Below are 21,106 nucleotides of genomic sequence, written 5' to 3'. Positions count from 1 at the left end.
AAACAGCCTTGTATTTTCCCTTACAACGCTGTTTGATCTCTAAAATCGCCATACCTCGGCTGTAAATCGTAGATTGCAGGACCATATACCGGAAAAGAAATCCTATGATCATCACCTTACTGCGCATTGTTTTATTTTGCCTGATCCCTGTCGGCATCTTCCTGCTGATTAAAACCATCCGCATGCTGAAAAAGACCTTCAATGGCAAAGTGATGGCAGAAATCCCCTTTACGCAAAAAGAAACGACTTTTAACCTCCCTGAAAAAGGTGTTTATGCGATCTGGCAAAAGGGTCAGCTGTTCAGAAAAACACCCGTTGATAAGTTCGAAATGCACCTCAGCCGGGAAAGCGATGGAGAAAGTATCGCATTGACTACTTCTCTTTTACGGCCCAATATGAATGGATTTGAAACCGGCAGAATGGAAATGAAAAGATTTTATGCCGAAAGTGGGAATTATAAACTCATCCTCAGGGAAAGTTCAGAAAACTCTTCATTTGAGCAGGTCTTCTCCGACCTGTTTCCGGCCAAGATGGTAGACTACAACAAATATTTTATTCAGGTCAGGGAAAGTGGTCCTGCCTACCAGATGTTTCTGGCCATTCCGCTATTCCTCCTTTCCGGATTTATGATCATCGGAGGCTTTGTCTGCGGGTTGTTGCTCCCGCAAATGATGGCTTAATGCTGAACCTTTATTTTTTTATAAAAATACTCAGAAAGTACAATTAATGACACTGCAATCAGGATCAGTAAAATCCCAAGGATAAGACTTCCTGTAATCACCTCCTTAAAAGCAAGAACACCCACCGCTACCGCAACAACGGGCTCTAATGCACCAAGTATGGCCGTCGCCGTAGAACCTACATATTGTACCGCAAACACCATTGCCACACAGGATAAAGCCGTTGCTAACAGCGACAGCAGAGTTAAATCCATGATGGCTGTGGCATCCGGTAATGGGGCCAGGCCTCCGGTAATCTGGGCTTTGAGCAGGAAATATACCGAGCTTAATCCCATCACATAGAAGGTCAGCTTATAGCCCGACATCTGTTGTACCTTTGATTTGTTCACCACTACGATATAAACGGCGTAGCTTAGTGCCGATAACAAAATGGTGCCAATCCCCCATGGGTTCAGACTAATTCCGTTGTTGCCCTTATATAAAAGTGAAATCCCTGAAAAAGCAATTAGAATGGCCGCCATAGTCACCAGACTGATCTTTTCCTTGAAAAAGACCGCCATAAGCAGGGCGACAAATACCGGATAGAGGAACAAAATAGTAGAGGCTGTGCCCACACCTAAATAATCATAACTGATGAATAAATATTGTGCCGAGAGGGCGTATAATACCCCGAGGACAGTCAACACGATCAGTTCTCTTTTCGCAACCGCAAATGATTCCTTTTTAAAGATCATCCACAGCCCAAGAAACAAGGATGCTAAAGCAAAGCGATAGCATAAAACAGAATCATGTGAGAGTCCCTTTTCTGCCAGTGGTAAAGCAAATAAAGGGATGAGGCCAAATGTAGCAGAGGAAATACATGCCCAGAAATAGCCTTTAATTTTAGTGTTCATTCAGAAAATGATTAGCGTATTGAATTATTCGTAATAGCAGATATAAGCCACATCTGCATCGCAGATAACTTCAAAGGAAACACCAGCTGCAACATCAAATTCCTGTTGCGCGGCATATTTAGCCCAATCCTGATTTGGTAACCTTACCTTCATCGTACCTGAGATGACGATCATTTTTTCTGCTGAGGAGGTAGAAAACGTGTAAGTTCCGCTTTTCATTACGCCAACTGTTGCCTTTCCTTTTTCTGTTGCCAGTCCGAGGCTTTGTACTTTTCCTTCAAAATAAACATTGTGTGTGACCGAATTGCTATTGTCCATGGTTTTGTATTTATATAAATATAAGCTAGATTAAGGGTTTAAAGGGGTATTTAAATTTGATTTTATCACCTGCACCTGTCTGCCTTTTATCACATACAGATAAAGTTGATAACGTTTGTATTCTGTGGGTATTTTCACCGTAATTTCAGCCGCTGTTCCAATTTGATCCATTTGAATCGGATTGCCATAAATATCGTTCTTCACTAAATGCCATTTGAATTTTAAACCGCTGCGATCTGTCAGAATTTTCCATCCTTCATTTACTTCATACATCACATGATAAGTAGCGGTACCAGACTCGATGATTGTCGTAGCAGGTTTTAAAATTTTCATCCGGGGGATAGGCAATGGACGTTTTAAACCATTCCAAACTTCGCCAAGTTCATATAACTCCGCTCTGTTATCCCCATACAGGTCTTTTAAACCGTCAAATGAAACCGTATTTTTTCTCTGTTGATCCTGCCAGTTTTTTAGAACGGCGCCCGATGTTTTTGACTTTAGTTTCAAATAGCGATCCGGACTTATACAACTATAAAAGTAAGGCATTTTCAGTTTTTCTATTTCATGCTCCTCGTTTCCATGATTTCCGGCAACCAGGCCCAGGTAAACGTTAGGAATCCGATCCTTTAGCAGCGCAGCATTGGTACTCAGGTTACTGTTGACCGCTAAATCTACCGTTACCGGGCGCTCCGGATCTGCCTGCTGAATGGAAAGCGTCAATTTTTTTAACCAGGACAGGTAAACTTCTCTTGGATAAAACCGGTCTGGTTTGTAAAAATGCTGCTCGATTTGAAGCATTGGTGTATTGCCAATATTCCAGCTGACGATGTTTTTGTTATGTTTTAACCGGTTGACCGTTTTCAATATCTCGTCGGCAAAGTCTTCCAGTTTCTCCGGATCTGTGACAAAATTATTTTGATCCTCAATCCAGAAGCTATATACTACTCCCAGCTTTTTTTGTCCTGCAACCTTTAGAATATTATAATCGTAAATATTAGGGCCAATATGTTTGATCGTATTGATGCCCATCCGCTTCATTTGTCCGAAGTCATCTACGATTTCTTCCTTTTTTAAACTGTGATAACTGATTTTCCAGTTTTGATCCTTGGTATAATTCACACCTCTGATGCTTTCAAGCGCTTCTGGGTGGGCAATCGTTTTCTTATCGGCCGTCTGACCTGAACCGGATTGCACAATAGTTTGATTGGAAATCCACTGTGTCTGCTTCCCATTTGTCTTTAACATTTTCCCTATCGGACTAAAATCGTCCAGCCTCCAATCCAGGAGCGGAGTACCCTTGGCGATCACCGTATTTTTATCTTCCCCGCTATGAAAAAACAGAACGGCTTTAATCTCCGGATACCGGGTCTCCACCTGATGAAATGCATTTTGCAGCCATTCCTGTTGTCCGGGGGCAGTATGCAATGATCCCGTTTCAGCCAACATCACCGGAAGTCCGCTTTTAAATTCTTTCAGTCTGTGAAAGGGCTCATAGAGTTCTTCCATCGTATAAGACTGCCCATCCGGATTTTGGCTTGCATAATTCAAATTGGTCACGCCAATCCAGTCTACATATTCCTTTCCCGGAAAATAAGCGTTCACTGCTTCGGCTTTCCAGGGATTCCATACCCACACTATATTGTGCACCTGATGGTCTGCAAAATAGGCATGTACATATTTCCATGCAGCAATGAATTCAGCAGGCGTATTTCTGCCAACCGCCGACCAGGGATATTGAGGATTATCTGCTTCATGTGCAAACCGTATAAAAACCGGTCTGTTCAACGCCTTTATCTGACTGGAAAAGCGGCTGAGGTAGGCATCATAAGCTCCATCTACAATTCTGGAAAAGACCTTTTCTTCTCTTGCTTTATTGTTTTTATTTTGTTCAAAGAGACTTTGCCAGGGCTCCCAGGTAATCATAGGAATTGCATTGGCCTCATAAATACTATCCAGTAACTGACCAGGCAATTCGTTTTTTTTCTGATCACCCCATGATAAATAAAGTGATATCATACCAAAATGGATATCGCTTTGCTGTTCTATTTTTTTCACCACTTCCATGGAGCTCAGCCCTTCAGATTGTGAAGGCGCAAATATTCCGGGTATTAACAGATTCCTCCGATCGGGAAAAGCCGGAGTTGCCGGTTCGTTCGCAGATTTCTGTGCAGTAATCAGGTATAGGATGAAACAGCTCATGACTGCCGTGATGAGGAGCGCTGTGTTTCTCATCCAGCCGTAAAGACGTCTCCTGAATTTCCAGAAATGGGTCTTAAACACCGCGATGTTCTGCATCACCAACAACAAATAAGGATGTTTGTGCTTATACTTTCTAAACTGCAGCTGCTTGCTCGCAGCAATGGTAAACAACAGAATTAAGCAGTTAAACGCTGCAAATCCAGCCATAAAAAGATTATAAGGATTCAGGTCATGGTACAATCCATATCCGATGGCAGTCAAAGAGGCTAAAATCACCAGCATATTGGGAAGGTTCAGGAGCCGGTTGTCGTCTTCCTCATCATCCTTAGGTGTAGGAATATAAGGTACTTTTATACGCAATAGTGTATAAACAAATCCCAGCAGGAAGATCCACCAGGTACCGATCATCAATAAACCTCCGACTAAGTGGAAACCCCGTTCCTCTTCTTCCATCACCCACTTCTGTACAAAGTGTCTGATGAGGATAATCAAAACAGTTAATGGAAATGCGAGGATAAAAAACTTTGAAAAATCAATATTCACCGGACTGATGTTCAGCGTCAGGGAAGCGATGGGAATGATAAAATTGAGCAAATAAAATATTCCGGAAAGGTAGAATACGGGGATCGTTCCATAATGTAGTTTCTGCTTCCAGCTAAACTTCCTAAACAAGGCAGGATAGCTGGTCACCCACAATTCAAAAACGCCTCTCGCCCATTTCAGCTGCTGACTATAATAAGCCGATAGCGTATTGGGCACCAAACCTCTCGCGACCACTACCGGGACATAAACCGATTTCCATCCCTTAGCATGCAGCTGCATAGAGGTATGCATATCTTCCGCCAAACCTGCTGCATGTCCGCCAATACTATCCAGTGCTTCCCTTCTGAACGTACAGTTTGCCCCAATCGCCAGCACCGTTCCATACCTATTCATCGTCATCATCATTGGTCCGTAGAACTGGTAAGTTTGTTGTGCTGCCCCTTTGGCAATCAAGGTCTGGTCCTGATTTTTATAAGACTGGACCACCTGCACAAATCCGATTTCAGGATGATTAAAATGAGGAACAACATGGTCCAGAAAATCAGGAAAAGGAACATGATCCGGATCCAGAACCAGGCAGAGTTCAGCTGATGACTGCTTCAATGCGTTGTTTATATTCCCCGCTTTTGCATCTATTTTTAGCGTTCTGGTGATGTGATGGATGCCATGTTCTTCACAAAAATCTTTTAAATAGGGATCGTTGGCCTCATCACAAAGGTAAGTCTGATGAGGATAGGTCATGGCTTGAATCGCCATCAGGGTTTCCCTGATCATTTCATAAGGTTCTCCCGCACAAAATGTGGTAAAAACATCAACGGTAAAGCTTTTTTGAGATACAGGTCTTTTGGGCACAGTAATGAACAGGTAGTGAATCCATTCATGAATAATCTGCGCACATGCTACACCAATGGTAGACAAGAGCATCCAATACAGCGGAATCGAATCAGTATCCTTATAAAGCAACTCCGAAAAAAAGAAAAACATGCAAAAAACACCCAAAAAGATCATCAGCCGTAAAGTGAACAGCTGATATTTGGACGGATTAATTACTGGATCATTTCTTTTCATTATTGTCGGCTATGGCTATATAGAATGGGGTATTGGAAGTGGCAATATTTCCATTACGATTGGTTACGGTTACAAATAACCGGTAAGGCCCCTCCTTCAGGGGTGTATTAAATGTAATCTGTAAATCGGCGGTATTGTTAAATTTTGTGCTAACTGCAGCAGGCCTGACCAGGTTATTTACATTTCCTTTTCTGTACCAGTCTTCAGGATAGATTTCCCATTCCACTTTTTCAGGCTTTAAAGATCCGGTTTCCATCAATAACTCCGCATTGACCGGCTGATTGGGCTTAAGTATGATATTATCATATGCTCCTTTCTTATTCAGGAGCATATAGTTGATTTTCGGAAAAGTATCGTTTCCTTCTTTTCCTGTCCATATTGCGGTTGCGGCCGAAACCGATTCTGTTTTTCTGCCATGTTCATCGAAAAGGCTGAACCAGGTATGGGTTGTTTCCTGCTTCTGACCCCAGAAAAAGATAAAGGAGCCCAAATTCCGGGGGTCATGAGCCGGAATATACTGATCATAACGTTCCTTATATTGCGCTGCCTTTTTTGTGCTTGTCGGTTCAATATAAGCCCCCCATGCCGTGTATCGTGTCCCGTCCCATGGGCCGTCTATTCCCCATTCAGTGATGAGGTATGGACCATTCCAAAACCAGGAAAAGTCCTTCAGGTCTTTTTTAAAATACTTTATTGCACCAAAAACATTAAATGAGATAAGATCGATATCCGTGCGCATTCTGATGTTAAAAATGTCCTTTTGGTTAAAATTCAACACCGTAGTCGTCACCGGATGATCAGGATCGTCCTGATGAATGAGCTCCACGATGTCATTAAAAGCTTTATAAAAATTATGGTATTTAGGCCTGACTGGAAAAACCAGTTCATTTCCTACACACCACATCAGCAATGCGGGATCTTTCTTATGGATATTGATTGTTTTTTTAATAGCCTTGTATTGTGAATCAATTTTAGCCTGGTCATCATAAAAAGACAGGTATTGACTTTCCGGCAGGGATAGACCAACGATTACCGCTATTCCATTCTCATTTGCCTTCTTCAATACGGAACTCAGTCCTACGGTATCCCATATTCTGATGGTATTTCCTCCCGCTTCTTTTAATGCCTCTAATTCCGAAAAGCCAGATGCCCCTTTAATCTGATATGGAGCACCAGCCCGATACAAAGTGAATTTCCCCTCTTTATTTTCGATATAAACATGGGCTTCCGGCTTATTTTCCTTCCTGGAACAACCCAGAAATAGAAACAGCGCCATCAGCATGAAAAGCTTCCCTATCTTAACTGATATATACCCCATTAATCATCCGTATTGGTTTGAAGTGATTTACAAAATCCCTTAAATATATCTTTAGTTATACTCCAGTCAGGGGCCTTTATATCTCCCCAGACTTTAGGATTATCGAACAAATTGAAATAACATACTCCAAATATCTGTTGATTCTGACGAATGGTTTCCGCAGCGCCTTCCAGCCATTTCTTTTTATAAGCAGTTGTACCTTTTACGCCAAATTCAGTAATAAAAAAGGGTTTATTCATAAACCTCATCCGATAGCTTTTCCGCTGAAATATGGTGTGGAATGATTCCTGCTGACGTTCATCGGTAATATTTTTATCGGGTAAACCATAAATAGCAATACTAACGTAATCCACCACATCATCTCCCGGATACCAATCTGCCGAACCTCTATCCCCTGCCGGTCCCCACACCCTAAAGATCTGATCGTCCTTCTTTTTAAATTTCATAAAATACCGATAGGAATTGATGTAATCTACCGGCAACTTGCTTTGCCAGGCGTAGCGGTGAATCGGGATTTCCATCTCATGAGCCCAACGCAGATAAACATGCTGGCCTGAATTAGAAATGATGCGATATAGTTCTTTGATTTCACGATCGTATTTCCCCAGCATCGTATTTTGTAATACCGATGAATCCTGACGGTTGTTGGCGTCCCTCCAGGGCTCCATGGTCACAATTACATCATGTTTACGTCCGGTTACTTCATGAAACTTCTTATTAAAATCACCTCTTTGGATTTCCCCCCAATCGGTAAACAGGTGTTCTACCTTCAATTCAGGTTCTTTCAGTAAGACCTTTCTTGGGTCATAGGCCCCTATGATCAGTGTTTTACGTTGAATGACAACATTGGTATCTCTATGGAAGTAGCCGGGGGAATAAATGGTGTTTTTAAAACTGTCGGCCTGATGCGCTACTTTTTTTAACATCGCTGATAATGCCGTTCGATCTGTTTTCCATCCTGCCGACAAGATTAGAATAGGTTTATCCATAAACCGCATTCTATGGATTTTATTTGTCAATGCGTCAACCGTCAAATTACTATCTACGGGATAAGCCTTACTCTTCAGTTCAGATTTACTTCCTAAAGTAATGCTAACCGCGTCTACGTTGTCCGGGCCGGGCCAAAACTCTGAGTCGCCGGGATACCCTGCAGGAGACCAGAGCATTTTGATCGCCGGTGCGAATTTTTTCAGCTGTCTGGCGAAATGATTAAATGCTTTAATGTATTGTTCCGGCGACTGGTACTGCCATGGAAAGTCCTGAACCGGTATTTCCATTTCCGGAAGAAAGCGCAGTAAGATATCATTACGATCACCTGCAAATAAAGCCAATTGTTTAATTTTTGCATCGTAGCTTCCCTCAATGATTTCCTCCAGCACATTCTTATTGTTTTCCGGCCAGATTTCAAGCGTCAGTAGCAGATTCTTAGACTTTGACAGCTTTTCCTTCAGATCCGAAGCATTCGTCAAACCTTCATTCTTCCACTTCATGGAGAGGTATTGAATCTTATCCGGCAGGTTTTCCTGAAGGGGATGATTGCGATCATATACCCCAATCAGCGTTTCATTCAGGGCTTTCTCATTTAACTCGTCCGGAAGGCCCCGTACTTTTCCATACCTGATATATAAAAGCCCTGCAGATAAAGTCAGCAGAATAAAGAAGGCGGAAAATTTAAATAATTTAGGGTATTTCACGAGCGGGTAACTTATCTATACGAATCGGGCAATTACGAACGTCGAAATTAGTATTTTTTTTAGTTTTTTCCGCAAGTGTTTTTATGACGGGCTATAGTATCCTGGCCACCATCTTAATTTTCCGAATGAGGTAAATCAGGCTCCAGCTCGCCCCCAGGGATACTACAAAACTGATGCTGAATTTAATCACCACAGGAAGACCGGCCTCCAATAAAAGAAACTGACACCAGATGACAAAAATATAATGGATCAGGTAAATGCCGTAAGCATTTTCTGAAAGGCTTTGCCAGAAGCGATTTGCATGACTAAAGAGCTTTCTAAACAGACTGATCAAAGCAATGCTGCTCAAGGTGCAGGACAAGGTCCAGATGGAACGGTAAATCAAGGCGATCAATAAAGGGTTCGATCCTTTTTGCGCATACATTTCTTTAAGTGGCGCTTCGCTCAGCTTCAATACCACATAAGTAAAAATAGCAGCTACCCCCCATAAAGACCATTTTTTCATCAGCAGACTATGGTTTCCAAAAATACTCCGGTCTATACCTGAACTGCCAACCAGCACTCCAATTAAGAAATAGCCAAAGTACAGCAGCACCCGGCTCACCTGAAAGTCGAAGGGTCCAAAGCCCGTCCAGGTTCCTGCACCCGCCCAAAGCATTAAGGGTACATACGTGATCCAGGTTAACAAATACCAGATGAATAAGACCTTGAGCGGACGATTTGCACAATTGGCCAGCCTTTCTCCCAGTCTGTTGATAAAAGGTCCTACAAAAGGATATAAAAGCGCAAGGACGACATTGAAAACAAATAAAACCCAAATGAACCATGGTGGTCCTACAGGCCATGCTTCTACGGTAAAGAAATCGATCACATAGTCTTTGAGGTTAAAGTTCCCATGAGCGAGGTAGTAAGCCGGATAATGCGCCATCAGCATCAACAGAGTCACCCCGATAAAGAAGGGGATCAATAACCGGTAAAACCGATCTGCAATAAATAATCCTGTTCCTTTTTTCCGCAGACTGCTCATTACAAAAATGCCGGAAATGAGGAACATTAAAGACATAAAGAAAATATCATTAAAGTCTTCAAAATAATCCATTCCTATCCAGCGCATGGCGTCAACCACCGGATGAGTAGAAGAAATATAAGCCGCTTTATTAAAACTGGCAAAGGTCGTATAGGCTAAAGAAGTATGATGTGCGACCACTAAAACGGTCACAAAACCACGTAAATAATCTATCCAGGGTGTGCGTGTTTGTGTGGTTACTTTTTCTATCTGTATATTCATTCTTCAAACGTAGACAATCTGAAATGGCCCTTTAAAAACTTGTGACCGGTAACTACCTTTTGTGATGACGAACAACAAGAATAGAAAAAACCGGCTAATTTGCAGAATGCAGCATTTGATAACGCTGGTCAAAGAGTTGCAGATTTGCTCTTGAAACCGGAACTTCTTCTGCAACTTCGTCAAATGAGAGCAGGTACCCTTGCGAGTTTCCTGAAAAATCAGCTACTTTTTGAATGTTGATCAAATAGGCCCGGTGGCACCTCAGGAAACCAACATATCCGGTAAGCTGTAATTCCAGTTGCTTCAAGGAGATCCGCCTGAGTTCTTTTTGTAAACCATGCTCTCTTCGCATCGTGATTTCAACATAATTGCCTTCTGCCCTTGCAAACAGAAAATCCGCCGGATTGAAATTGAAATCGTCGATTTTAACATGAGCCTTTACAAAGATGTTTTCCTGATTTTCGGGAAGGGTGATTTCGCTGACAGGTACCGCCGCTGCCAATTCTGTTTTCCGCTGATGAAAATAAGATCTGGCGAAAAGAAAATAGGAAAAGAAAAGCGTACCCGCTAAATAAGCATTTCTTATTTCTTCCCACAAATAACGTAAAGACCAGTTATTCGGATTGGTATAAATCAAGTCACGCAAAAAAAAACTAGCCAGTCCGATCAGGAATAACATCCCGGCAATGGAAGTGATCCATTTGAAAACAGGCCCTTCATCGCGGTCCGGGTTTGTCTTTTGGAAATAGATCAGAATGGTAAAATAGCTGAACATGATCAGTGCCGGAGATAATGCATGTAAAAAGCAAGTGAACAGATAAGAATATTTAAGCTCCGTTTCTGTTACGGTAAATGGCCGGAATAAAAACAAAAACAGAAAAGAAACTAAAAACATCAGCCCTGCCATTTGCTTCAGTTTCCCGGGACAATACCAATTGTAAAAATACTGCTCCGTGATCATTAGTCCATATTCTTTTTTTCTCTCATTTTCAAGACTAAGATACGGCTGTGTAGCGAGAATAAAAAGTCTGGAGGTCCCATCCAGGCCCCTGCAGAACTTTTCAATTCGATAAGAAGATACCCCTATCTAATTAACTAACCTATCATATTACTTTATGATAAAAATCTGATGTCCCTACAGGACATTCATCATCTCAAATAAAGCAGAATTAAGGATAAAAAGATTGAGTGCTTTTGTCAAAACATTAAGTGCAATTGTCAGTTTTTTATTTTCCAGATCTTCCCGTTCTTTGTGATGCTGAGCTCCAGTTTGTCTTCAGCCACAAGGTTGTCCAATACCCTTTCTGCCTCTTCTGAAGAAAGACCTGCGATAACAGATAATTCTTTTCTTGTGATCGTTGGATAGGCGGAGAACAAAACCTCCAAAGTGTGCTCCGGCGTTGCCTTTTTTTGCTCAGCATCTGGTAAAAGGGACGATATGGCCGCTTCATAAACCGAATATGGTTTTACCCCATAGATCTTCTCCTGATTGCCCTTGGCATCTGTAATAAACAAAGTTGGGAACCCCCTGACATTCCAGGAACCTGTCAGCTGCAGGTCTTCCTGAAAATATTGTTTTGCCTTTTCCTGAACATCCAGGTCCAGTTTTACCGGATCGAGCCCTGTTTCGACTGCAGCTGCCGACAAGTGTTCCCATTTACAAATGTTCTTCTTCTTCAGAAAAACCATTTCTTTTATTCGCCTTAAAAAAAGTAAGGCTTTGTTTGGGTCCTGCATCTGAGCAGCTTTAAATGCAATGGAAGGTGGGTAAGAAGAATCCAGAGGATCTTCCAGCCAGACATCTCCGTCGATGGGCATGTCGTAATACAAACTCACCTCATCCCAATGCGAAGCCACGTCAGCGGGTTTACTAATCCCTCCACTGTTGTAAGACCAGTCGGGTAAAAGTCCCCCCATATGGTATTCAATGTTAAGCAGCGCTCCATATTCCATTTTCAGCTTACGCAACTGAGGTTCTATTCCCCAGCAGGAAGAGCAAATAGGATCGGTAAAATAAATGACGCGTAAAGGTTTTTCTACTGCTTTCGGTAAGGTAGTCTCATTTTCCTCAGGAAGGCCGGGCATTTCACAGCTTCCTGTTTCAGGGTCGCACATCAAAGGATTATTCATGTTTTTCTACTTAAATGTTAAATTCAGCAGCAAAGCTATTCTGATTGAACAGGTCCTGCAATAAGTCAGAAAAAGATGACTACCCTCCGGCGCTGAACATCAATGCTATAATTCTTCCAATTGCTGAAAAACGCTAATCATCGAGGCCCCTCTTTCGGAGAGCATATATTCTACATGGAGTGGTTTAAGCCGGATGACTTTTCTTTCAAACAAGCCTTCTTCTTCCAGCTCTTTGAGTGCCACAGCAATGGCCTGTTTGTTTGATCCTTCCAGCTGCCGGATCAGGCTGTTGAAACGCAAAGGGCCATCTAATGCTAACCTGAAGATCTGAGCCTTCCATTTCCCCGACAACATTTTCAATAATTTTGAAGCGGGGCAAGGATTCCCATTGCAGTCGTTATTCTCTGTGGTCATATCTTCTTTTTATTGCTCAAAGTTCCGTCACCTTTAAGTTCCGGAAATGAATCTCTGCGCCTTCGGATTCCAGACAAAGGTAACCTTTCTTTACAGTCGACTTACTGACACCATTTACAAATTTACCATTTACCGATAGTTTGATCGTTCCATCTACGCAAACTACTTTATAGGTATTCCATTCCCCTTTGCCCTTACACCTGTTTTCTATGGACTTACTGCGTTCCCCTCTCGGGTTATCCGGAACGGTTTCTACCCCACCTACCCCGAACAGTTCTCCATGCACATAGGCGATTGGAGCCATTACGCCATTCTGCAAATTCTGATTCACCCAATCCAGTTCCAGCATCTGCACCTCCACCCCAGCTGGCAAGCGGTTCTGTTCACCGGGTTTTGCATCACTCCATACAAACACTCCGGAGTTCCCCCCCGCTTCCATATGTTTCCATTCTACCTGCAATATAAAATTCTCATATAGCTTCTCCGAGCGCATTACTCCGATAGGCTTTCCTGAGCAGATCAACAGGTCTTTTTCCTTTTTCCAGGTTCCCGGTTCCGTGTTTACATTGATCCAGCTGATTACTTTCTTTTTGCCATGTTCCAGGTTCCGCTCTTCCCCAAATTGTATCGGTTTGGTCTGTGCAAACAAAGTTGAAGTATTCGCCAACAGGGCTAAAAAAGCCATACCAATCCCTATTAATATTTTTTTCATGACTGCGTTAAATTGACCGGTTAGATGACTTTTGTTACGCCCGGTAAAGCCACCGGCTGATTCTCCCATTTAAGGTCCCAATTGTATTCTTCGATTTTTGGTCCCAGCACCACATCTGAATTCAACGCCTGTTCGAAGCTAATCGTCTGCCCGCTATACGCAGCCATTCGCCCCCAGATTGCGAGCAAGGTGCTATGGGTCATATACTCGCCGTTATTGATCGGATTTCCGCTTCGGATTGCGGCAAAAAGTTCATCATGCTGTACCTGATACATGTTCTTTTTTGGGCCATCATAATTCCAGCTGTTTTTACCTGTGATCTCGTACTTCATGCCAACGTTTACGAATGCACTACCATCTGTTCCGAGTACGTCCACGGTATTTCGATGTGAAGTCCCTTCCTGCTGTCTGCAGAAATGAAAACCTTTAGCCCCATTTGCGTACTCAAACTCCACCGCAAAATGGTCGTAAATATTTCCATAGATTTCATTCACCCGGACTTGTCTGCCTCCGGTTCCGGTAGCCTTTACCGGCATCTGATCTCCCATTACCCAGGACATCATATCCAGACTATGAACCGCCTGTTCTACGATAAAATCACCGGAAAGCCAGTTCTGATAATGCCAGTTGCGCAATTTATAAGTCAGGTCATTCCAGTCAGGCTGACGGGGATTAGACCAGTTTCCCGATCCGTTTCTAAAAGTAGAAACCGTCCTTATCTCGCCCAGATCGCCGTTTAATACGCGACTAAATACGGCTCTGGTTGGCAGATCATACCTAAAACAGAAACCAGAAACCAATGATAAATTCTTCTCCTGAGCTTTCTTTGCCGCAGCAAGCACCTTACGGATTCCCGGAGCATCGACCGCTACGGGTTTTTCGCAAAACACATGTTTCCCTGCTTCAATTGCCGCTGTCAGCTGGTCTGGCCTGAAAGCTGGCGGAGTGGTGAGTAAGACCACATCAACACCGGAGTCTACGACCTTTTGATAGGCGTCAAAACCTATAAACTTTCTTTTTTTATCCACCTTTACCCGCCCGGCATCAATGGTGGTCAAGGCGGTGTAGGCGCCTTCCAGTCTGTCTTCGAAAATATCTCCCATGGCAGTAATCACTACGTCAGGATCTGCCGCGAGTGCCTGTGCCGCAGCACCTGTACCACGTCCGCCGCATCCGATTAAACCGACTTTAATCGTTGATTTTGCAGTACTGAATAATGGATTGGAAAAACCAGCCTGATAAGCAAGCGTACTGCCTAACATCACTATACCCGATTTTTTCAAAAACGATCTGCGATCAGTTGAATTTAAATCATTAGTTTTTTTCATATTTAGGTTTCATTTGGTCATTCAGCCGGACTTGTGCGATTCCGGAAGATATTTTCTAAAATAAGAAATTTATTTTTCTTAATTAAAAAGAGGAGGACCAAATTGTTGGAGGAATAAAAGCTTAGTCAATAATAGACTGTTTCCATCCTGCTATTACTTTAGAAAGGAATCCCATTCTTCTAAAAGTGCGATAAAATCCGTCATAGGAATTGTTAAACGCTCATTAATGGTTACCTGGGGAAAATGCAATCTAATCTCTACGAAAGAATATGAGTCTGAGGAAGGGTATTCATCAATATAATGTCCGGCCACCGCTTTATTCGATTCGTCTAAAAGATCCTTTACGTCCTCCCTGTCCAGCAAATTCAGCAGGAAAGCGAGTTGACTAAACAAATTTACTTCAGCAGTTCTACAGTCTGGTTTTCTTCTTTGAGTGACAGGACTGACCCGATATTCAAAAGACAGGCCATATTGCGCTCTTTTCGTCAGTTCAGAATCAGCGCTTTCCTTCCCGGGATTAGAATTTTTAACATTTTCAATTAGCCTCATTTGCGCTTCAATTCTTTCCAGATTGATCTCTTTTTTCCAATTGGGTTTATTTTTAATGAAATTCAACCAGTTGTCATGGTGTTTAGCCGTCAGCGTTGTTTTGTTTATTTTGTCGAGATAGGCTAAGGCTTCCAGCGCTTCCCGCTGGTCAAACCAAAGGTCTGGTTTTAATAGATAATAGCTCAGGTAACGCTCCAGGTAGTCGATCCCTTCAGCCGTATTAAACGAAGCAAAAGTATAGGCATAGACTTGTCCGGCATAAGTTAACTCGCTTTTTAAAAAATGAGTTCCAATGATATCGGTTAAATCTTCAAAACCCTTAATGGCTGCAAAAAAGGCACCCGTCTGCCTGGTTCTCCAATCAAAATCCCCAAGCAAAGTGAGTACAACTTCTCTACTGATTTTATTGCGGACCTGAATTAGCTGGTTCATCCAAGCCTCATCAGTTTTGCCTATTGCCATATAAAAAGGAACACACCATGTATTGGTAAATTCTAATGGCAGGCCTTCCTCATTTTTGTGGGAAGATAAATCAGCAAAAGGTGTTTTGTGTGTAAAGCCAGCACCAGCAATGTGTCGTTTTAATTGTTCGTATAGATTACCCATAATCAGGATAAATATAACAATCCATTTACAACAACATATGATTACTCAATGCCTAACGGGATTTAAAACTCATTACCGGAACAGATTCGACATTTTTACTCATCTCCAGCACAACTACAGTATCATTACCATCAGGTAATTCTGCAGGTAAGGAAATGGTCATCTTGTCTGCTTTTGATTTAAAATTCAAGTTGGCTGCACCATCAAGGAAATAGGCTTTTTTCAGTTTAACGCCCGGTATCGCGGCAATTGAAATTTCGGTTCCCTGATTCTTAAATAAGTGCAGGTAAATCCTGTTTCCTTTTCTCGTTGCTGCCATAACGCTATCAGGCTTATAGGGTCCTCCTTTTGTGCCATATATCGATTCTCCGTTTTTAGTTAACCAATCACCCATTTCTTTTAAGCGATTGACCTGTCTTACCTCGATTCTTCCATCCAGCATTGGTCCTACATTGAACAATAGATTTCCATTTCCGCCTGCGGTACTTGCCAGAGTCTGAATACATTCTTTTAAAGATTTCATTTTGTCATTTGGTTTCCACGCCCATTGCTGACAAATGGTAATACAGCTTTCCCAGGGGTAATCCATATTCATCGCCCCAACCTCTTGTTCCGGAGTCGCAAAATCTGCCAATGTAGTAGGCAACATCACTTTATGTGATCCTCCGCTGGCATCCTTAGTATCCAGTCTGTTATTGATGATCACATTTGGATCCAGTCTTTTTATCTCATTATAGACTTCTGATGAATGTTCCCTGGTCCATTCCTTATCCCAGTTCGCATCGAACCAAAGCATATAAGGTTTATAATTCTGAATCAGTTCTTTCAGTTCATTTTTCATCCTGGATACAAACCTGCCCATGTTTGCCGATTTGTTAGGCGTTGTAGCTGGGTAAAGTACAGCCCAATCAGGATCATGCCAATCGGCAACGGTAAAGTAAATACAAAATTTCAGGTCATACTTCAGGCAGGCTTTGGCCAGTTCCCCCACGATGTCTTTTTTGTAAGGAGAATTCATGATGTTGTAATCAGAATAGGCTGTTGGCCATAGACAAAACCCATCATGATGTTTGGAAGTAATGGTTAGGTATTTCATTCCTGCATCCTTAGCCGTCTTCGCCCATTTATCTGCATCAAATAAAACCGGGTTGAACTCCTTATACAGATGATCATACTCATCCGCAGCTACGGAGGTTGCTCTTGACCAGCCGATTTCTGTTCCTCTCAGACTAACCGGGCCCCAATGGATAAACATTCCAAAGCGTTTATCCATAAAACCTTCCACTACTTTTTTATCAGTGCGGATGAGGGGTGTCTGCGCAAAAACCAGGCAGGACACACACATAAAAATAAGCGTTAAAACTGTGGTGTATTTTTTCATCGGATTATATTTTGGTTCAGTTGTGTCCGACTAAATTAGCGCTAAGACGCTGGATAAAGAATAGAGAATCTCATGAATATACTGGACTATCCCATGAAAAAAAATTCCTCAGATGTCAAATTTTACTTCATAAAAAACAACTGCAGCGCAGCTGTTTTTCAATAAAAACAGTAAGTTTATGAGCCAAATAAACCGAGTATGAAGATCAATAAGAAAAAACGTGATGGTTTTAGTGGAGAAAAACTGATCAGTCTGCCCGAATTTCTATTTGAGCGTAAGCCTAAAGATGATTTTTTCCTAAATTCCCTGTATATAAGTCATATTGGTTATTTTCCAAAAGCCGCCGGACATTACCGGAACAGGCCTAAAGGTTGTACTGACAACATCCTTATTTATTGTACAGATGGCAAAGGCTGGTTTAGTATAGACACCGAAAAGCAGGAGGTTTCTGCCAATCAGTTTTTCATTATCCCTGCAACGGATAAACCTTTACGTTATGCTTCTGACGCGAGTGATCCATGGACAATATACTGGATACATTTTACCGGAAGCAAATTATCCAGTCTGAATGACTCCTTATCCATTAATAACCTGATCAGTCCGAAAACCATTCCATTTGACGAGCATCGGATTAAACTTTGGGAGATGATTTACAACTGCCTTGAAAAGGGGTACAGTGAGGAAAACCTAAGTTATGCCAATCTGAGTCTTTATTACTTAATTGCGAACTTCCTGTATCCTCAAAAAAACATTGAGCTGACTCAGAAACCCAGTGAAGATATTTCAGACAAAGTGATTGAATACATGAAGAACAACATTTCTTCCCGGCTAACTGTTCCCGAGATTGCAGCAGAATTTACTTACTCTGCTTCTCATTTTCAAACCTTATTCAGAACCAAAACGGGAATCTCCCCTATTGATTATTTCATTCATCTAAAGGTACAACGTGCCTGTCAGTTGCTCGCCTTATCCGATTTGCGGATAAAAGAAGTCGCCGCAGCAGTCGGATATGCGGATGCTTTTTATTTCTCCCGCCTGTTTCACAAAATTATGGGCAGTTCACCTGTAGATTATAAGAGCAAAAACAGAATATAAATAGTTATCTCAAAACTCTGTATCCCAATTCTGCGCCACCACTCACAGGCAGGATCGTACCGGTAATGAACCTTGCTTTCTCTGACAACAGAAACACACAGGCATCTGCAATGACATCTCCTTCCGGGCAATAACCCAGTACATGTATATCGTCCAGGTACTTCTCGATAGAAGCCGGATCAGGTTGTTCTTTACTCCATTCGCGAAGCATTGGTGTCCATACTCCTGCCGGCAATACGGCATTGACCCTGATCTTATCAACCGCATAATCCAGTGCCATAGATTTGGTCAGTGTATTCATTGCTCCTTTTGTTGCGGTATAAGCCGCGTGGTTTTCCTGTCCGATTTCTCCGACAAGGCTGCTCGTATTCAAAATACAACCCTCAGATTTCTTTAGTGCTTCAAACCCATATCGGGTCGTATACAATACACTTCTCAGGTTTACTTTCATCAGCTGATCCCATTCCTCGTCGCTCGTTTCGTGTAACGGTTTGGAAGGCGAGGCAATTCCTGCATTGTTATGTATCGCATCCAATTTTCCATATTTGGTAATGGTTAACGCGATTGCTGCTTCCACATCAGCGGCCTTAGATACGTCACATAAAATGCCCAAATGTTCTGCTCCCAAAGCGTCAGCAGCGGATTTAACAGCTACTGCATCAATTGCTGCAATCACCACTTTTGCCCCGGCCTCAGCATAAGCCTTTGCGCAAGCCAAACCAATCCCTGCTGAACCTCCTGTGAGGAAAATAACTTTACCGGATAATAACTTCATCTTTTCTTTTTTGATCATTTAATAGCACCCTAATCGGTGTGGAAGACCTGTTCCATATTTGTCCAGATCTGTTTTTTCGCCGCAGTTTCCGGTAGTGGTTGCTGACAAGGGTCTGTCTCTTTCCACCAGCGTTGTGTCTCCGGATCATCGGCCATCTTTTTCATATCCGCATCAAAATTGGCCCCTGTATATTCAAAATAGCTGAACAGGTAATAGGCCTCTCCTATTTTCTGGAGATAGATGGAATAGTTTCTGATGTTGCATTCTTTAATTTTTTTCAAAACAGCTGGCCAGGCATTCGCATGTAAGCGTTTATAATGTTCCAGCTTTTCGGGCTTTAACCCTGTTACTGAACCAAAGCGTTTCACATCAAGTGGCTCCACTTTCTCTTTGCAGCCTGCCAGTAAGAAACCAGCAAGAAGTGCCATTAAAATATATTTGTTCATCCTATCTGAATATTTTCACTCTATCTGAATATGTAATATAACACCCCTGTAACGATTAAAAGCAATGCTGATAACACCCTATAATTCCCTATCCCTTTCCAGGCATTACCCTGCAACGGTTCCCAGGGTGATTTCCAATATAGCGTTGCACTTACTGCCGTATGCTGAACTGGATAGATATAAGAAAAAGCCACCTGAATAACCACGCAAGTACAAAACAGGTAAAATGCCATCATCATGAATGGAATCTGACCGATTAGTGTCTCCGGGTAGATCTTATTAATGACAAAGACCACTACTCCTAAAACAGAACCGATCCAGAGGGTTAATTTTGCAGATTCTGCGGAAGCACCTTTCCAGAATACGCCCAATAAAAACACACAGGTGATGGGTGGTGCAATATGAGCGATGATGTCATTGATGCCACTAAAGATACTTTCATACTGATCCAGCAAGGGCAATAATCCCAATGAAAATACCAGTGCAATTCCCGCTGAAATCTTACCAATCCAGATCAATTGTTTGTCGGAAGCCTCCGGACGGTAACGCTGGTACATATCATAGCTCACCATCGTCGAAATGGAATTCAAAGCACCGGAAACCTGGCTCATTAAACCTGACAACAGTGCAGCCACCAAAACGCCAACCAATCCCGAAGGTAAAAGCTGCGTAATCATCAACGTATAGATTCCTTTTGAATTGACATGACCATTAGCGTCAAGCCCCAGACTGCTCACATCTAAATGGCCTGACTGTACCAAAGTATAAGCAAACAAGCCTGGTAATACGAAAATGAATACCGGTAAAATCTTAATAAATCCGCAGAACAAGGGGCCTATTCTGGCATGGTTCTCATCTTTAGCGCCAAGTACACGTTGTACAATCGTCTGATCTGCACACCAATACCAGATGCCCAAAATAGGATAACCTAAGAACACGGTATACCAGGGCATTCCGCTTGAATCACCATGTGGACGCAACATAGACAGTTTGTCCATCTCCCCTTTGCTTTTTAACACCTCAGTCATGGGTTCCCATCCTCCCATTTTATGGTAGGCCGCATAGCTGATGATAAACGCTCCGGTCAGCAACACGACCGTTTGGATGGATTCTGTAACCACTACTGCTTTCAGTCCGCCTACAATCGTATAAATGGCGGTGATCAGGCAAATGACAATCACACTGACGTACATGTTTAATCCGAATAAGGTCTTCAATACAATACCTCCTGCCAGCATAGAAAATGCGATATGGATAATAATTGCGGAGACCACGGAGATGACCGCCAGCCAGTCTCTGCTGGACCGGTCATAACGTTTTTCCAGAAAATCCGGTAGGGTCGTTACGCCAGACTTAATATAAAAAGGAACAAAAAACAAGGACAGCAAGATCAGGGTAAAAGCGGCCATCCATTCAAAATTCCCGTTTAACAAACCACTGTCAAAGCCGCTTTGCGCCAGACTAACCAAATGGACAGTTGAGATATTCGTTGCAAAAAGTGCCAGTCCAATAGCCGGCCACTTCAATGTTTTCCCGGCAAGGAAATATTCGCCGGCAGCATTCGCCTTACTTTTACGGCGGTGGCGGATCCCTGCCCACAATCCAACGGCTAAAATACCCAGGATATAGAGAATGCTGATGCTGAGGTCTAATGATTTTAACATTTCTT

Annotated in this window: 18 protein-coding genes; 2 read left to right on the top strand and 16 right to left on the bottom strand. The window is 42.4% G+C overall.

Going from position 1 to position 21,106, the window contains the following annotated elements:
* Positions 1-104 precede the first annotated feature (104 nt).
* Complete coding sequence (locus AAFF35_RS04735) at positions 105-680, top strand: hypothetical protein (protein WP_342331254.1); 576 nt, start codon at positions 105-107, stop codon at positions 678-680.
* Here AAFF35_RS04735 and AAFF35_RS04730 read toward each other — a convergent pair.
* The 13 genes from AAFF35_RS04730 to AAFF35_RS04670 form a co-directional block, all read right to left on the bottom strand.
* Entirely contained in the window at positions 677-1,573 is an 897-nt protein-coding gene (locus AAFF35_RS04730) for a DMT family transporter (RefSeq protein WP_342331253.1), read from the bottom strand. The two genes, AAFF35_RS04735 and AAFF35_RS04730, sit on opposite strands and share 4 nt — an antisense overlap.
* A gap of 24 nt (positions 1,574-1,597) precedes the next feature.
* A complete protein-coding gene (locus tag AAFF35_RS04725) occupies positions 1,598-1,891 on the bottom strand; it encodes a pyrimidine/purine nucleoside phosphorylase (RefSeq protein WP_342331252.1) in 294 nt (97 codons plus the stop codon).
* 30 nt (positions 1,892-1,921) lie between these two features.
* Positions 1,922-5,701 (bottom strand): glycosyltransferase, encoded by a 3,780-nt coding sequence (locus AAFF35_RS04720; protein ID WP_342331251.1) that lies wholly within the window; start codon positions 5,699-5,701, stop codon positions 1,922-1,924.
* On the bottom strand, positions 5,688-7,019 hold the full coding sequence (locus AAFF35_RS04715; RefSeq protein WP_342331250.1) for a glycoside hydrolase family 2 TIM barrel-domain containing protein: 1,332 nt from the start codon (positions 7,017-7,019) through the stop codon (positions 5,688-5,690). Before AAFF35_RS04715 ends, AAFF35_RS04720 begins: the two co-directional genes overlap by 14 nt.
* Entirely contained in the window at positions 7,019-8,713 is a 1,695-nt protein-coding gene (locus AAFF35_RS04710; RefSeq protein WP_342331249.1) for a hypothetical protein, read from the bottom strand. The genes AAFF35_RS04715 and AAFF35_RS04710 overlap by 1 nt, the downstream gene beginning before the upstream one ends.
* A 91-nt stretch (positions 8,714-8,804) precedes the next feature.
* A complete protein-coding gene (locus tag AAFF35_RS04705) occupies positions 8,805-10,001 on the bottom strand; it encodes an acyltransferase (protein WP_342331248.1) in 1,197 nt (398 codons plus the stop codon).
* Positions 10,002-10,095: 94 nt separating this feature from the next.
* Positions 10,096-10,962: a LytTR family DNA-binding domain-containing protein gene (locus AAFF35_RS04700; protein ID WP_342331247.1), complete on the bottom strand. Its 867-nt coding sequence runs from the start codon at positions 10,960-10,962 to the stop codon at positions 10,096-10,098.
* Positions 10,963-11,219: 257 nt separating this feature from the next.
* Positions 11,220-12,131, bottom strand: coding sequence for a DsbA family protein (locus tag AAFF35_RS04695; RefSeq protein WP_342331246.1), 912 nt, complete (start codon positions 12,129-12,131; stop codon positions 11,220-11,222).
* 105 nt (positions 12,132-12,236) lie between these two features.
* Positions 12,237-12,545, bottom strand: coding sequence for a helix-turn-helix domain-containing protein (locus AAFF35_RS04690; protein ID WP_342331245.1), 309 nt, complete (start codon positions 12,543-12,545; stop codon positions 12,237-12,239).
* A gap of 16 nt (positions 12,546-12,561) precedes the next feature.
* A complete protein-coding gene (locus AAFF35_RS04685) occupies positions 12,562-13,257 on the bottom strand; it encodes a DUF1080 domain-containing protein (protein WP_342331244.1) in 696 nt (231 codons plus the stop codon).
* Between the two features lie 20 nt (positions 13,258-13,277).
* On the bottom strand, positions 13,278-14,585 hold the full coding sequence (locus AAFF35_RS04680; protein WP_342331243.1) for a Gfo/Idh/MocA family oxidoreductase: 1,308 nt from the start codon (positions 14,583-14,585) through the stop codon (positions 13,278-13,280).
* Between the two features lie 153 nt (positions 14,586-14,738).
* A complete protein-coding gene (locus AAFF35_RS04675; RefSeq protein ID WP_342331242.1) occupies positions 14,739-15,740 on the bottom strand; it encodes a DUF6000 family protein in 1,002 nt (333 codons plus the stop codon).
* A 52-nt stretch (positions 15,741-15,792) separates the two neighbouring features.
* The gene (locus AAFF35_RS04670) at positions 15,793-17,121 is read right to left on the bottom strand and encodes an alpha-L-fucosidase (protein WP_342331241.1); all 1,329 of its coding nucleotides are present in this window, start codon (positions 17,119-17,121) and stop codon (positions 15,793-15,795) included.
* A gap of 198 nt (positions 17,122-17,319) precedes the next feature.
* On the opposite strand from AAFF35_RS04670, the gene AAFF35_RS04665 reads away from it, so the two are divergent.
* Positions 17,320-18,216 (top strand): AraC family transcriptional regulator, encoded by an 897-nt coding sequence (locus AAFF35_RS04665; RefSeq protein ID WP_342331240.1) that lies wholly within the window; start codon positions 17,320-17,322, stop codon positions 18,214-18,216.
* Positions 18,217-18,220: 4 nt separating this feature from the next.
* Here the strand turns inward: AAFF35_RS04665 and AAFF35_RS04660 are convergent, their stop codons facing one another.
* From AAFF35_RS04660 to AAFF35_RS04650, 3 genes are read right to left on the bottom strand one after another with little or no spacing between them, the layout of a single operon-like run.
* Complete coding sequence (locus AAFF35_RS04660; RefSeq protein WP_342331239.1) at positions 18,221-18,991, bottom strand: SDR family oxidoreductase; 771 nt, start codon at positions 18,989-18,991, stop codon at positions 18,221-18,223.
* A 29-nt stretch (positions 18,992-19,020) separates the two neighbouring features.
* Positions 19,021-19,437, bottom strand: coding sequence for an L-rhamnose mutarotase (locus tag AAFF35_RS04655; RefSeq protein ID WP_342331238.1), 417 nt, complete (start codon positions 19,435-19,437; stop codon positions 19,021-19,023).
* A 20-nt stretch (positions 19,438-19,457) separates the two neighbouring features.
* Entirely contained in the window at positions 19,458-21,101 is a 1,644-nt protein-coding gene (locus AAFF35_RS04650) for a sodium:solute symporter (protein WP_342331237.1), read from the bottom strand.
* Positions 21,102-21,106 lie beyond the last annotated feature (5 nt).

The organism is Pedobacter sp. FW305-3-2-15-E-R2A2 (assembly GCF_038446955.1).
In the GTDB taxonomy this organism is placed as follows: domain Bacteria; phylum Bacteroidota; class Bacteroidia; order Sphingobacteriales; family Sphingobacteriaceae; genus Pedobacter.
This window is presented reverse-complemented; position numbering and strand designations above follow the sequence as displayed.

Coding starts and splice junctions, on each gene's coding strand:
- AAFF35_RS04675 (WP_342331242.1), bottom strand. CDS start 15,740: ATGGGTAATCTATACGAACAATTAAAACGACACATTGCTGGTGCTGGC.
- AAFF35_RS04695 (WP_342331246.1), bottom strand. CDS start 12,131: ATGAATAATCCTTTGATGTGCGACCCTGAAACAGGAAGCTGTGAAATG.
- AAFF35_RS04680 (WP_342331243.1), bottom strand. CDS start 14,585: ATGAAAAAAACTAATGATTTAAATTCAACTGATCGCAGATCGTTTTTG.
- AAFF35_RS04700 (WP_342331247.1), bottom strand. CDS start 10,962: ATGATCACGGAGCAGTATTTTTACAATTGGTATTGTCCCGGGAAACTG.
- AAFF35_RS04705 (WP_342331248.1), bottom strand. CDS start 10,001: ATGAATATACAGATAGAAAAAGTAACCACACAAACACGCACACCCTGG.
- AAFF35_RS04690 (WP_342331245.1), bottom strand. CDS start 12,545: ATGACCACAGAGAATAACGACTGCAATGGGAATCCTTGCCCCGCTTCA.
- AAFF35_RS04665 (WP_342331240.1), top strand. CDS start 17,320: ATGAAGATCAATAAGAAAAAACGTGATGGTTTTAGTGGAGAAAAACTG.
- AAFF35_RS04735 (WP_342331254.1), top strand. CDS start 105: ATGATCATCACCTTACTGCGCATTGTTTTATTTTGCCTGATCCCTGTC.
- AAFF35_RS04720 (WP_342331251.1), bottom strand. CDS start 5,701: ATGAAAAGAAATGATCCAGTAATTAATCCGTCCAAATATCAGCTGTTC.
- AAFF35_RS04715 (WP_342331250.1), bottom strand. CDS start 7,019: ATGGGGTATATATCAGTTAAGATAGGGAAGCTTTTCATGCTGATGGCG.
- AAFF35_RS04685 (WP_342331244.1), bottom strand. CDS start 13,257: ATGAAAAAAATATTAATAGGGATTGGTATGGCTTTTTTAGCCCTGTTG.
- AAFF35_RS04650 (WP_342331237.1), bottom strand. CDS start 21,101: ATGTTAAAATCATTAGACCTCAGCATCAGCATTCTCTATATCCTGGGT.
- AAFF35_RS04660 (WP_342331239.1), bottom strand. CDS start 18,991: ATGAAGTTATTATCCGGTAAAGTTATTTTCCTCACAGGAGGTTCAGCA.
- AAFF35_RS04655 (WP_342331238.1), bottom strand. CDS start 19,437: ATGAACAAATATATTTTAATGGCACTTCTTGCTGGTTTCTTACTGGCA.
- AAFF35_RS04725 (WP_342331252.1), bottom strand. CDS start 1,891: ATGGACAATAGCAATTCGGTCACACACAATGTTTATTTTGAAGGAAAA.
- AAFF35_RS04670 (WP_342331241.1), bottom strand. CDS start 17,121: ATGAAAAAATACACCACAGTTTTAACGCTTATTTTTATGTGTGTGTCC.
- AAFF35_RS04730 (WP_342331253.1), bottom strand. CDS start 1,573: ATGAACACTAAAATTAAAGGCTATTTCTGGGCATGTATTTCCTCTGCT.